The 13,460-nt window shown below is 67.0% G+C and carries 9 protein-coding genes; 8 read left to right on the top strand and 1 reads right to left on the bottom strand.

What is annotated here, in order from left to right; genetic code table 11:
- The first annotated feature begins 218 nt into the window (after positions 1-218).
- Entirely contained in the window at positions 219-512 is a 294-nt protein-coding gene (gene groES / locus ACP3TD_RS14110) for a co-chaperone GroES (protein WP_003805290.1), read from the top strand.
- 80 nt (positions 513-592) lie between these two features.
- The gene (groL, locus tag ACP3TD_RS14105) at positions 593-2,203 is read left to right on the top strand and encodes a chaperonin GroEL (protein ID WP_426763676.1); all 1,611 of its coding nucleotides are present in this window, start codon (positions 593-595) and stop codon (positions 2,201-2,203) included.
- 71 nt (positions 2,204-2,274) lie between these two features.
- Here the strand turns inward: groL and ACP3TD_RS14100 are convergent, their stop codons facing one another.
- Positions 2,275-2,874 (bottom strand): dihydrofolate reductase family protein, encoded by a 600-nt coding sequence (locus ACP3TD_RS14100; RefSeq protein WP_426763674.1) that lies wholly within the window; start codon positions 2,872-2,874, stop codon positions 2,275-2,277.
- A 63-nt stretch (positions 2,875-2,937) separates the two neighbouring features.
- On the opposite strand from ACP3TD_RS14100, the gene ACP3TD_RS14095 reads away from it, so the two are divergent.
- The 6 genes from ACP3TD_RS14095 (at position 2,938) to guaB (ending at position 13,392) form a co-directional block, all read left to right on the top strand.
- Positions 2,938-4,461, top strand: a complete 1,524-nt coding sequence (locus tag ACP3TD_RS14095; RefSeq protein WP_426763672.1) for an ATP-dependent DNA ligase — start codon at positions 2,938-2,940, stop codon at positions 4,459-4,461.
- Positions 4,462-4,583: 122 nt separating this feature from the next.
- Positions 4,584-6,242 (top strand): LuxR C-terminal-related transcriptional regulator, encoded by a 1,659-nt coding sequence (locus ACP3TD_RS14090; RefSeq protein ID WP_426763670.1) that lies wholly within the window; start codon positions 4,584-4,586, stop codon positions 6,240-6,242.
- 92 nt (positions 6,243-6,334) lie between these two features.
- Positions 6,335-7,471: a flavin-containing monooxygenase gene (locus ACP3TD_RS14085; RefSeq protein ID WP_426763668.1), complete on the top strand. Its 1,137-nt coding sequence runs from the start codon at positions 6,335-6,337 to the stop codon at positions 7,469-7,471.
- A 37-nt stretch (positions 7,472-7,508) separates the two neighbouring features.
- On the top strand, positions 7,509-9,572 hold the full coding sequence (locus ACP3TD_RS14080) for an acyltransferase family protein (protein WP_426763666.1): 2,064 nt from the start codon (positions 7,509-7,511) through the stop codon (positions 9,570-9,572).
- Positions 9,569-11,632 (top strand): acyltransferase family protein, encoded by a 2,064-nt coding sequence (locus ACP3TD_RS14075; protein ID WP_426763664.1) that lies wholly within the window; start codon positions 9,569-9,571, stop codon positions 11,630-11,632. The genes ACP3TD_RS14080 and ACP3TD_RS14075 overlap by 4 nt, the downstream gene beginning before the upstream one ends.
- Before the next feature lie 248 nt (positions 11,633-11,880).
- Positions 11,881-13,392, top strand: a complete 1,512-nt coding sequence (guaB, locus tag ACP3TD_RS14070) for an IMP dehydrogenase (RefSeq protein WP_091721801.1) — start codon at positions 11,881-11,883, stop codon at positions 13,390-13,392.
- The last annotated feature ends 68 nt before the right edge of the window (positions 13,393-13,460 follow it).

Genomic DNA, 13,460 nt, shown 5'->3' with positions numbered 1-13,460 from the left:
AATCTACAGGCGAAGTGTTCTCCGATGACGAAATGGCTGGCACTCGCCTTGACCGAGTGCTAACCCCCGCCTAGAGTCTTCATTAGCACTCTCCCTAGGAGGGTGCTAACACATGAAGAGCTGCCAGCCTGGCTGCTGCCGGCACCGCGACGACGGTTGCCAGCCACGGCAAACGGCTTTCAAGTCCACGAATTTGCTGACGAAAAGGAGAGGTCCGAGTGTCGGTCTCTATTAAGCCTCTTGAGGATCGTATTGTTGTCCGCCCGCTCGAAGCCGAGCAGACCACGGCTTCCGGCCTGGTTATCCCGGACTCCGCGCAGGAGAAGCCGCAGGAAGGCGAAGTTGTCGCTGTTGGCCCCGGCCGCTTCGAAGACGGCAACCGCGTCCCGGTCGACGTAGCTGTCGGCGACGTAGTCATCTACTCCAAGTACGGCGGAACCGAAGTCAAGACCGGTGGCACCGAGTACCTCGTGCTGTCCGCCCGCGACGTCCTGGCGATCGTCGTAAAGTAAATCTTCCGGATCCCCGCGCCGCTGGCCATGCCTTGATGCAGGTCAGCTGCGCGGGGTTTCTGTCTTGAAAGGACACAACCATGGCAAAGCAGCTTGCGTTTAACGACGCTGCACGCCGGTCGCTTGAAGCCGGCATCGACAAGCTCGCCAACACTGTCAAGGTGACGCTCGGCCCCCGCGGCCGCAACGTCGTCCTGGACAAGAAGTGGGGCGCGCCCACCATCACGAACGACGGCGTCACCATCGCCCGCGAAATCGAACTGGACGACCCCTACGAAAACCTTGGCGCACAGCTCGCCAAGGAAGTTGCCACCAAGACCAACGATGTTGCCGGTGACGGCACCACCACCGCAACGGTCCTGGCCCAGGCACTGGTCAAGGAAGGCCTCCGCAACGTGGCCGCCGGCGCCGCTCCCGGCCAGATCAAGCGCGGCATCGAAGTTTCGGTTGAGGCCGTAGCTGCCCGCCTGCTCGAGAACGCCCGTCCGGTCGAAGGCACCCAGGTTGCCAACGTGGCATCCATCTCCGCCCAGAGCGACGAGGTGGGCGAACTGCTCGCCGAGGCATTCGGCAAGGTGGGCAAGGATGGTGTGATCACCATCGAGGAATCCTCCACCACGCAGACCGAGCTGGTCCTCACCGAAGGCATGCAGTTCGACAAGGGCTACCTGTCCCCGTACTTCGTCACCGACGCAGAGCGCCAGGAAGCAGTCCTCGAGGACGCCCTCATCCTGATCAACCAGGGCAAGATCTCCTCCGTGCAGGAATTCCTGCCGTTGCTGGAGAAGGCGCTGCAGAGCTCCAAGCCCCTGTTCATCATCGCCGAGGACATCGACGGCGAGGCCCTGTCCACGCTGATCGTCAACCGCATCCGCGGCACCCTCAACGTTGTGGCAGTCAAGGCTCCCGGCTTTGGCGACCGCCGCAAGGCCATGCTGCAGGACATCGCCACCCTCACCGGTGCGCAGGTTGTTTCCCCCGAGCTGGGCCTGAGCCTGGACACCGTTGGCCTCGAGGTGCTCGGCACTGCCCGCCGCATCACCGTTACCAAGGACAACACCACCATCGTTGACGGCGCCGGTTCGGCAGAGGACGTCTCCGCCCGCGTTGCCCAGCTCCGCGCTGAGCTGACCCGCACCGATTCCGACTGGGACAAGGAAAAGCTCCAGGAACGCCTGGCCAAGCTGGCCGGCGGCATCGGCGTCATCAAGGTTGGCGCAGCCACCGAAGTTGAGCTGAAGGAAAAGAAGCACCGCATCGAGGACGCAGTGTCCTCCACCCGTGCGGCGCTCGAAGAAGGCATCGTCTCAGGCGGCGGTTCCGCACTCATCCACGCCCTTAAGGCACTGGACGAGGACCCTGCAGTCAAGGCACTCGAAGGTGACGCTGCCGCGGCAGTCGGCATCGTCCGCCGCGCCCTGACCCAGCCGCTGCGCTGGATCGCCCAGAACGCCGGCTTCGACGGCTACGTCATCGTTGCCAAGGTGGGCGAGCTTGAAGCCAACCACGGCTTCAACGCCAAGTCCGGCGAATACGAGGACCTGATCGCTGCCGGTGTCATCGACCCCGTCAAGGTCACCCGCGCTGCCCTCCGCAACGCTGCCTCCATCGCTGCCCTGGTTCTCACCACCGAGACCCTGGTAGCGGAGAAGCCCGCTGACGAGGACGAGCACGCGGGCCACAGCCACTAAGGCTGTTGTCCCGCGGGTAAAGCCGCACAAAAACCGGTCCGGCATCCGCCGGGCCGGTTTTTTGCGTTAAGTCACGGGGCCATATCCCGGGTTTCAACGTCGCCGGCACGTTCATAGACCAGCGACACCGCACCCTTGGGAAAGGAACGGACCGGCTCGGCGAGGCGGAATGTGGAAGGGACGGTCCCGGCGTCGAACAACCGCTTTCCCTGCCCGAGTGCCACCGGGTACAGCCACAGGTGGAGGCGGTCCAGCACGTCGGCGGCCAACAATGACCGGATGAGGTGGCCGCTGCCGAACATCTGCACTTCGCCATACTGCCCGCGGAGCTGTGCCGCAGCCGCAGCGTCCGGGAGCACCGTGGTGCCCTCCCATCCGGGATCGGTGAGGGACCCGGACACCACGAACTTCGGGACCCGGTTGAGCACGCCGGCGATCTCATCTGACTGGTGTGGCCAATACGAGGCAAAGATGTCGTAGGTCTTCCGGCCCAGGAGCAGGGCATCCATGCGGTCGATGGCCGCGGCGATGTCCGCCCCGGTTTCATCGTCGGAGACCGGCGCCTGCCAGCCGCCGAAGGCGAAGCCGTCCGTGGGGTCTTCCTCCCGGCCACCAGGCGCCTGGTACACGCCGTCAAGGGTGATGAACAGGTTCGCAACGATGATGCCCATCCGTCCATTCTGGAACCGGCCCCCGCACCTGTCGAGGGTCCGGCGGCGTGGCAGACTGTTGCCATGCTGCTGGACGAGCTTGTGAGGACCACTGACGCCGTTGCGTCCACCCGCTCCAGGCTGGCGAAGGTGGACGCCCTGGCCCAGCTGCTGAAGCGCCTCGACCCCGCGGACATTCCTGCCGCCGTCGGCCTCCTCACCGCCAAACCCCGCCAAGGGCGGGTGGGCGTCGGGTGGCGCGGGATGTCAGCGGCCATGGGGGAGCCTGCCGCGGAACCCGGCCTCACCCTCGCCAACCTCGACGCCGCGCTGGACCGGCTCCAGGCCCTCGCCGGGGCGGGCTCGGCAGCCGAACGCGCGGCCACGCTCCGCGGGCTCACCGCAGCGGCAACCGAACGGGAGCAGGCCTTCATCGGCGGCGTGCTTCTCGGCGAACTGCGAACGGGAGCGCTGGAAGGTGTCCTGACCGATGCAGTGGCCCGCGCCGCTGAGCGCTCCGTTGAGTCCGTCCGCAGGGCCGCGATGCTGTCCGGCGACCTCGGCTCGACCGCCCGGCTCGCGCTGACCGGCACCGCGGCGGAGCTGGACGCGGTGGGCCTGAAGGTGGGCCGGCCCGTGCAGCCCATGCTGGCAGGGACAGGCGCAAGCGTCACGGCCGCGCTGGACACCACCGGCGAAGCGTCCGTGGAATACAAGCTCGACGGCGCCCGCATCCAGGTGCACCGTTCCGGCGGGGAGGTACGCATTTTCACGCGGACGCTGGCCGAGGTGACCCACCGGCTTCCCGAGGTGGTGGAGGTGGTGCGCGGGTTTCCGGTGCACGATGTGATCCTCGACGGCGAGACCCTCGCCCTGGGCGAGGACGGCGCCCCGCGGCCGTTCCAGGAGACGATGTCTCGGTTCGGCGCCGATGCCGCACGCACCACGGTGCTGCATCCCTGGTTCTTTGACGTGCTGCATATTGATGGCCGGGACCTGCTCGATGAACCCCTGTCCGAGCGGATTAAGGTGCTCGAATCCATTGCCCCGGCCCACCGGATCCCGGGGGAGATCACCGCGGACCCGGAGGTTGCCGGGCGGATCTCCCGCGACGCGCTCTCGGCCGGGCATGAGGGCGTCATGCTGAAGTCGGTGGGGTCCCTTTACGCCGCCGGGCGGCGCGGGTCCAACTGGATCAAGGTCAAGCCCGTGCTCACCTACGACCTCGTGGTGCTCGCATGCGAGTGGGGCTCGGGCCGCCGCACCGGGATGCTGTCCAACCTGCACCTCGGTGCCCTCGACCCCGACGGCGAGTTCGGCGAACCCGGTGGGTACGTGATGGTGGGCAAGACCTTCAAAGGACTCACGGACGCCCTGTTGCAGTGGCAGACCGAACGGTTCCAGGAGATCGAGGTGCGCCGCACCGCAGGCACCGTCTGGGTGGAGCCGGTCACCGTCGTCGAGATTGCCATCGACGGCGTGCAGCAGTCGCCGCGGTACCCCGGCCGCATTGCCCTGCGCTTCGCGCGGGTCAAGGGCTACCGCGAGGACAAGACCGCCGCTGAGGCCGACACCATCCAGACCCTTCGGGCACTGCTGCACCCCTGACCCGTCCATGGGCTTTCTGCTTGTCTGGCGCGGGTGCCCGGCGTACGGTGACGCTTAGGCACCGCCGCGGCCAGTGCACGACGGCGGCGGGCCGGCCCGGCGGGTATCCGGAAGGAGGCCAGGTGTCGGCTGAAACAGGACTGGACGGTGGTTTGGATGGCGGCCTGGACCGCGGCCGTGCGGCCTTCCGCGAGCAGCGCTGGACCGATGCCTTCCAGACCCTGCGGGAAGCAGACCAATCGGGTGGACTTCCCGCGGCGGACCTGGAACGCCTTGCCACCGCGGAAATCCTGACCGGCAGCGCTGCTGCCGGGTTTGCGTCGCTGACCCGGGCCCACGAGGAATACCTGGTGGTGGGGGACCTTGCCGGGGCCGCCCGCTGTGCGGGCTGGATGGCAATCCACCTCATGCACTTTGGCGACGGAGAACGCGCAGGCGGGTGGCTGGCCCGGGGGCAGCGGCTGGTGGCAGAGATCCCGCGGCCCGACGCCGTCGAGGGGTTCATGCTGATCCCGACGTCCCTGGCACGCCTGCACCAGGGTGACCCCGGGGGAGCCCTTGAGCTGCTCGCCCGGGCCGCAGGCATCGGCCAGGCTTTCCAGGACCGGGACCTCATGGCGCTCGCCCTGCTCGGTACCGGCCAGGCAGCGGTGGGGCAAGGCCGGGTGGAGGAGGGCCTGCAGATCTTTGACGAGGTCATGGTTGCGGTGACCGCCGGTGAAGTTTCGGCCATACCGTCGGGGATTGCCTACTGCGCCGTCATTGCATCCTGCCAGCTGGCTTTCGACCTCGGCCGGGCACTGGAATGGACGGCAGCACTTGACCGCTGGTGTGCCGATCAGCCGGACATGGCGGCATTCAGCGGCCAGTGCCAGGCCCACCGGGCAGAACTGTTCCGCTGGCACGGTGCCTGGGAAGAAGCGCTGGCCGCGGCCACCACGGCGGATGCACGCGCTGCGGACAACGACCCCGAGGTGCTCTTCGGAGCCCACTACCAGCGGGGCGAGGTGCAACGGCTCCGCGGCCAGCTGGACGCCGCCGGCCTCTCCTTCAGGACCGCTGCCAACAGCGGGTACGAGCCGCAACCCGGCCTGGCCCTTCTGCTGCTCCAGCGCGGAGACGTCCAGCAGGCACAGTCGATGATCCGCAGGGCAGCCGGAACCTCGGACGCCGTCATCCGCCGGCACCTGTTGCCGGCGCTGGTGGAGATTGAACTGGCAGTTCCGGATGTGGCGGCGGCACGGCAGGGAGCCGATGAACTGGGCCGCTTCGCTGCAGGCTCCGCTACGCCCATGGTGCGCGCCGTCGCGGCCCAGGCCGACGGCGCTGTCCGGCTGGCAGAGGGGGACCCCCTGGGGGCCTGCACGGCACTGCGGCGGGCATGGCGTCTCTGGTTCGACCTCGGCGTGCCCTACGAGGCCGCCCGGTGCAGGGTGCTCATTGGGCAGGCCTGCCTGGGGCTGGACGACGAAACTTCGGCCGACATGGAGCTCACTGCCGCCCACGAGGCCCTGACAGGGCTCGGTGCAGCGCCCGCCGCTGCGTGGGCGGCCTCACTGATGCAGCGTGGCCGAGGCAAAGGTGCCGGCCCGCTCACCCCGCGCGAGGAACACGTCCTGCGGCTGGTGGCGTCCGGACAGGGAAACCGTGCCATCGCCGTCGGGCTCTTCCTCAGTGAAAAGACTGTGGCACGCCACGTCAGCAATATTTTCCTCAAGCTGGGCCTCACGTCGCGGGCAGCTGCCACGCGTTATGCTTTCGAACACGGACTGGCCGGCTGATGGCCCTGGGTAGAAATACCCAGCGGAGTGCCCCCCGGATTTACACATTTTTGCCGACGCACGCCGGGCGGGCCCGGGAATAGCCTCAGAGCATGAACGAGAACACCACCGGTACTGCAGGTACCAACAGCGCTCCGGAAGCGCTGGACACTTTGGTGATCGGCGGCGGGCAGGCAGGGCTGGCGATCGGCCACCATCTGTCCCGCCAGGGCCGGCAATTCCTGATTCTCGATGCCAACCCGAGGATCGGTGACGGCTGGAGGCTGCGCTGGGATTCCCTGCGGCTCTTCACCCCCGCAAAATACAACGGACTTCCCGGAGTTCCCTTCCCGGCGGACCCCCTGTCCTTTCCCGGCAAGGACGAGATGGCCGACTACCTGGAACGCTACGCTGCCGGCATGGATCTTCCGGTGCTGACGGGAGTCAGGGTGGAGCGCCTCTGGCGTGAAGGCGACCACTATGTGGCCGCCGCGAAGGGTGGGCGCTGGGAGGCCCGCAACGTGGTCCTGGCCACGGGCGCGGAACGGAATCCCAAGGTTCCGCCGTTCGCTGCGGAACTGAAGGACTCAATCGTGCAGTTCCACTCCGGCGCCTACAAGAACCCCGCACAGCTCCAGGACGGCCCCGTCCTGGTGGTGGGACTGGGCAACTCCGGAGCCGAAATCGCCAAGGAGGTTGCCCGCACCCACGTAACGTTTGTTGCCGCGAACGCGCCCAAGGAAATGCCGTTCAAGCACGGCCGGACAACAGCCCGCTTCGTCCTGCCCCTGGTCCGGTTCGCCGGCCTGCACGTCCTGAGCCTGGGCACCCCGGTGGGACGGAAGGTTGCGCCGGAGTTCACAGCTCACGGGGCACCACTGATCAGGACCAAGCGCAGCGACCTCGCTGCCGCGGGCGTCCAGTTCGTTCCCCGGGTCAGCGGCGTGGAGGACGGACTGCCGGTCCTCGCAGACGGAGCCCGGGCCGACGTCGCGAACGTCATCTGGTGCACGGGATACCAGGAGGACCTGGACTGGGTTGACCCGGCCCTGGCGGGCGCCGGGGGAGCGCCGCGGCAGTACCGCGGGGAAGCGCTGGACACCCCAGGCCTCTACTTCCTAGGCCGGAATTTCCAATACGCCGCAGCGTCCGCCACGGTGACGGGAAGCGTCCGTGATGCGCGGTATCTGGCCGGCAGGCTGCCGGACCGACACGCGGTAGATTCGGGCAGGAGTGCCGTCTTCCGCTAAACTTGACGGTTGATTACGCGCTCCGAAGGGTTTGATTGTGCCAACACTGTGGACCAAGGGAGCGACGGCGCCTGCCGCTGACCGCCGGCAGGCGTCCCGAAAGTCGTCATACCGCCCGGAAATCCAGGGCCTTCGATCCCTCGCTGTCCTCATGGTGGTGACCTACCACGTGTGGTTCGGAAGGGTGTCAGGGGGCGTGGACGTCTTCCTCCTGATCTCCGCGTTCCTGATGACCTTCCAGTTCGTTGGGCGCCATGAGCGCAGGGAGCCTTTCGCCCTGCGCAAGCACTGGCTGCACCTCTTCCGGAGGCTCCTTCCCGCCGCCGTCACCGTCATTGTCGCTACCCTGGCAGTCTCCTATCTGGTCCTGCCGCGGACCCGGTGGCTGGACCTCATCGACCAGGGCTGGGCTTCGCTGTTTTACTCGGAGAACCGGCTTCTGCAGGCGCAGGCCGTGGACTACTACGCGAATGACCACAGCCTTGCCAGCCCCCTGCAGCACTTCTGGTCGCTGTCCATCCAGGGCCAGGTGTTCATCCTGTGGCCGCTGATCTTCCTCGCAGCTGCCTGGGCGGCCCGCCGGTTCAGGCTTTCCTACCGGCCGCTGCTGGTCTACGTGTTCTTCCTCGTGTTCCTCGTCTCGCTGGCGTATTCGATCTATTTCACGGCCACCAACCAGGTCCAGGCGTACTTCGACACGGGCGCCCGGCTCTGGGAATTCGCATTGGGCACGCTGGTGGCCCTCGTCCTTCCCGGGCTGCGGCTCTCCCGTGCGGTGCGCATCGTTATGGGCTGGGTGGGTGTCATCGCCATGCTCGCCTGCGGCATCCTGCTCAACGTCCAGGCAGCATTCCCGGGCGTGGCGGCACTGTGGCCAACCGTAGCGGCAGCATTCGTCATCGTGGCCGGCCAGACGCAAAGCCCGGCCGGTGTGGACCGGATCCTCAGCTCCAAACCCCTGGTCAAGCTCGGAGACATTTCCTACGGGCTGTACCTCTGGCACTGGCCGGTGCTGGTGCTCGCGCTGGCATGGACCGGCAAGGAACATGCGGGCTGGCTGTCCGGCACGGTCATCATCGTCTCGGCGCTCGCACTCGCGTATCTGACCACCCGCTTCATCGAAAAGCCGTGGCGGGAATGGAAGTGGCCCGAGGCCAGGAAGCGCCGTGCCGTCCTGGCCATCATGCTGGCTGTCTCCGTGGCAGCGGCGCCCCTGGCACTGTGGCGCAACCAGCTGGACACAGAGCGCCGGGTGGCCCAGGAGCAGAAAGTGGCGAACAATCCCGGCTCGCGGGCGCTGGATCCGGCGTTCACCGGTACCGTGCCCGCCGGCGACGTCACCCTGTTGCCGACTGCCACCGACCTGCCCCAGAACTGGGTCTCACTCGACGGACCCTGCACGGGCGACATCACTCCGCAGGACCAGGCGGTGAAGGACACCTGCTTTGAACAGAAGCCATCCGGTAATCCTGCGCGGCGCGTCCTGGTGCTGGGAGACAGCCATGCGCAGCAGTGGTCCGGGGCCGTCAAACCCATCGCCGCACAAAACAACTGGCTCCTGTACTCCATGCTGAAGGGCGCCTGCAAAGTTGCGCCGGCCGGGAAGGCGGCCAGCGATGACTGCGAGACCTACAACGCTTCCGTCCAGAGGGAGATCGAGCGGCAGCAGCCGGACGCCATCATCCTGCTGGGCACCGCTGCGGCGCCTTCCAGTTCCGCAGAGGAGCTGACGCCGGGCTTCGCGGACCTGGTGGGGCCATGGATCGACAAGGGCATCGACGTGGTGGCGCTCAGGGACAACCCCCGGTTTACGTTCAACATGGCTGAATGTGTCGTGACGGACGGCCCGGACGCCCAGTCCTGCCGCCCGGCCGTTCGGGACTCCCTTGCGCCGGAGAATCCCCTGGCTGCCCTTAAGGACAGCCTGCCGGGCCTGGCAATCCTGGACCTCACGGACCGTATCTGTACGGCAGAGGAATGTCCGGGAGTGGTGGGGAACATCTTTGTGTACCTGGATGACAACCACCTCACGGCCGAATACACCGAGAGCATGGCGGACGAGTTTGGCAGGCGCTTCTTCGAAGCAACGGGGTGGAAATGACAGGCAGCGATAAGGTGCAGCCGGCGGCCGGGGCCAGGACCCGGGCGGCCTCCTTCAGGCCCGAGGTCCAGGGACTGCGGGCCCTCGCTGTCCTGATGGTCGTGGCCTACCACGTCTGGCTGGGCAGGGTCTCGGGCGGCGTGGACATCTTCCTGCTGATCTCTGCCTTCCTCCTCACGCTGTCCTTCGTGCGGAAAGCCGAAACGGGCCGCCCCTTCGGTCTGCTGGGGCACTGGCTTCACCTCTTCAAGCGCCTGCTGCCCGCCGCCGTCGTGGTGATCCTCGGCGTGCTCGCCGGCACGTGGCTGATCCTGCCGCAGGGCCGCTGGCCGCAGATCCTGGACCAGGCCTGGGCCTCCCTGCTGTACCGGCAAAACTGGCTGCTCGCCGACACCGCCGTGGACTACTACGCCCAGGACCACGCCGGAGCCAGCCCGCTGCAACACTTCTGGTCGCTGTCCATCCAGGGCCAGGTCTTCATCCTCTGGCCGCTCATCTTCGCGGCCGCCGCCGGCATCCTCGCTGCCCTGCGCCGCCTCCCGGCCTGCGCAGGGATGACCTACCGTGGCCTCCTGGGAATCGGCTTCGGCGCCGTGTTCGCCGTGTCGCTGGCCTACTCCGTTGAACAAACGGCCGGCAACCAGGCCTACGCCTACTTCGACACCAGGGCCAGGCTGTGGGAGTTCGCCCTGGGCTCCCTGCTGGCGCTCGCACTGCCGTACCTCAAGCCCGGGAAGGCGCTGCGCGTTGTACTGGGCTGGGCCGGCCTGGTGGGAATGATGTCGTGCGGCCTCCTGCTGACGGTGGACAGGTCCTTCCCCGGTTTCGTGGCGCTGTGGCCCACCCTGTCCGCCGCCGCGATCATCGTGGCAGGACAGACCGGAAGCCGGTACGGCGTGGACCGCGTGCTCAGCAGCAAGCCGGCCGTGGCGCTGGGCGACAACTCGTACGCCCTGTACCTGTGGCATTGGCCGGTGCTGGTTCTTGCGCTCGCAGCCACCGGCGTCGAAGCCCCGAACCTTATCCAGGGGCTGGGCATTGTGGGTGCGTCCGTCCTGCTGGCCATCCTCACCACCCGGTTCGTGGAGAAACCGCTGCGGGACTGGCACTGGCCCAAACGGCGGGCCTGGCGCACCGCCGTCGTCATCGCCGCCTGCGGTGCCATCCTCGCCGGACCCGTTTCCGTCTGGCAGACCTTCCTCACCGCGGAGGAAACCGCGACGGCGGCCCAGCCGAGGGAGCTGACGCCCGGCGCCGCGGCGCTCACGCCGGGGATCGAAGCGAACCCTGCTCCCGCCGCGAGGATCATCCCGGGGCCCTCAGCCCTGGACAATGACTGGGCCGGTATCCAGACCCCCTGCGTCGGGTCCAACGCCACGGACGATCCCATCCTCGAGGGCTGCCGCCAGGAGATCCCCGAAGGCGGCGGCACCAAGCGCATCGTCGTCCTGGGCGACTCCCACTCGCAGCAGTACCTCGGTGCGCTGGCTCCCATCGCCGCGGCCAAAGGCTGGGAACTGGTCACCCTGCTGATGCCTGCGTGCAGGTTCGGTGCCGAGTCGGACACCAGGACGGCCGAATGCAACGCCTACAACAGGGCAAGCACTGACTACGTGCTGGAACACCGGCCCGACGCCGTCTTCACCGTGGCATCCCTGACGCACGAGGAAGCCCCGTTCGAAACGGAGGTCCCCGGCTACCTGGACGGCATCCGCCCGATTGCTGACGCAGGGATCCAAATCCTCGGTATCCGCGACAACCCCCGGTTCACGTTCAACATGCCCGAGTGCGTCCAGCGCAACGGTGCCGACGCACCGGAATGCAACCCGCCCCTTGCCGAGTCCCTGGTGGAGCCTTCGCCGCTGGAAAATTACCGCGGCAAGGTGGACGGCCTGCACCTGATGGACATGAGTGACTTCATCTGCGCCCGCGGGGTCTGCCCCGCGGTGGTGGGCAATGTCTACGTGTACAAGGACGACAACCACCTGAGCAGGACCTACGCCGAATCCATGATTCCCATGTTCGAGCAACGGCTGCTCGCCGCCACCGGCTGGACCTGAGCCCTGCCCCGGCGGGCCGCACGCCAAGGCCCGGGGGCTGGGGGAGTGCGGTTGCTCACATCGTCCGGCTGGAATAGGGGGATTGGCGCGAAGGTTCTAATATTTACTCAACACTTTCTGCTCCGGATGGCCGGCCGACGCAAACGGCGATTCCGGAGTACGTCCTGCACAGGCCAGTTCCGTAATGACGGGCTGGTCATCGGCTGCAACCCCTGCCCGCCCCAGCAACCAAGGTAAGAGGCGCACTCATGACCGAGCCCGAACACAACCCCTTTGGCCTCATCGGCCTGACCTACGACGACGTCCTGCTCCTGCCCGGGCACACGGACGTCATCCCGTCGGACGCCGACACTTCCTCCCGGATCTCCAAGCGGATTTCGGTTCACACGCCGCTGCTGTCCGCGGCCATGGACACCGTCACCGAATCACGGATGGCCATCGCCATGGCACGCCAGGGCGGCCTGGGCGTCATCCACCGCAATCTGTCGATCCAGGACCAGGCGGACCAGGTGGACCGGGTGAAGCGCAGCGAGTCAGGAATGATCACCAACCCGCTGACCATCGGACCGCAGGCCACCCTTGCGGAGCTGGATGAGATCTGCTCCCAGTACCGTGTTTCCGGCCTGCCCGTGGTGGACGAGGGCATGCGCCTGCTGGGCATCGTCACCAACCGCGACACCCGCTTCGTGCCGGAGTCCGACTTCCCGCTGCGCCTCGTCAGCGACGTCATGACCAAGATGCCCCTGATCACCGGGCACGTGGGGATCAGCCGCGAAGAAGCTTCGCACAAACTGGCCACCAACAAGATCGAGAAGCTGCCCCTGGTTGACGAGCAGGGCCGGCTCAAGGGCCTGATCACCACCAAGGACTTCACCAAGGCCGAGCAGTACCCCCTGGCCACGAAGGATGACGAAGGCCGCCTCCGCGTCGGCGCAGCCATCGGCTTCTTCGGGGACGGCTGGGAGCGTGCCATGACGCTGATCGACGCCGGCGTTGACGCCCTGTTCGTGGACACGGCCAACGGCCACTCGCAGGGTGTCCTGGACATGATCCGGCGGCTCAAATCGGACCCCGTAGCCGCCCACGTGGACGTTATCGGCGGCCAGGCAGCCACCCGGGAAGGCGCGCAGGCGCTGATTGACGCAGGTGCTGACGGCATCAAGGTTGGCGTCGGGCCCGGCTCCATCTGCACCACCCGCGTGGTGGCCGGCGTCGGCGTTCCGCAGATCACCGCCATCTACGAATCCGCCAAGGCCGCGATTCCCGCCGGCGTTCCGCTGATTGCCGACGGCGGCCTGCAATACTCCGGCGACATCGGAAAGGCTTTGGTGGCCGGTGCTGACACCGTCATGCTCGGATCCCTCCTGGCCGGCTGTGACGAATCTCCGGGCGACCTGATCTTCGTCAACGGCAAGCAGTACAAGTCCTACCGGGGCATGGGCTCCCTGGGCGCCATGCAGTCCAGGGGCAAGAACACGTCCTACTCCAAGGACCGCTACTTCCAGGCCGACGTATCCGGTGATGACAAGCTGATCCCCGAGGGCATCGAGGGACGCGTGGCCTACCGCGGCCCGCTGTCTTCCGTGGCCTACCAGCTGGTCGGCGGCCTGCGCCAGACCATGTTCTACACTGGTGCGCCGACCATTCCCGAACTCAAGGCCCGCGGCAAGTTCGTCCGGATCACCCCGGCCGGCCTCAAGGAATCGCACCCGCACGACATCCAGATGACGGTCGAGGCGCCGAACTACGGTTCACGCTGAAGCTAACGCTTGCGATGAAGATGGGATGGGCTGCTTGCCCATCCCATCTTTTTTGCTGCGAAATCCGT

It is taken from the genome of Pseudarthrobacter sp. 1G09 (assembly GCF_050038305.1).
Classification (GTDB): domain Bacteria; phylum Actinomycetota; class Actinomycetes; order Actinomycetales; family Micrococcaceae; genus Arthrobacter; species Arthrobacter equi.
The sequence above is the reverse complement of the archived record's forward strand: the minus strand, read 5'-3'. Positions and strand labels throughout refer to the sequence as shown.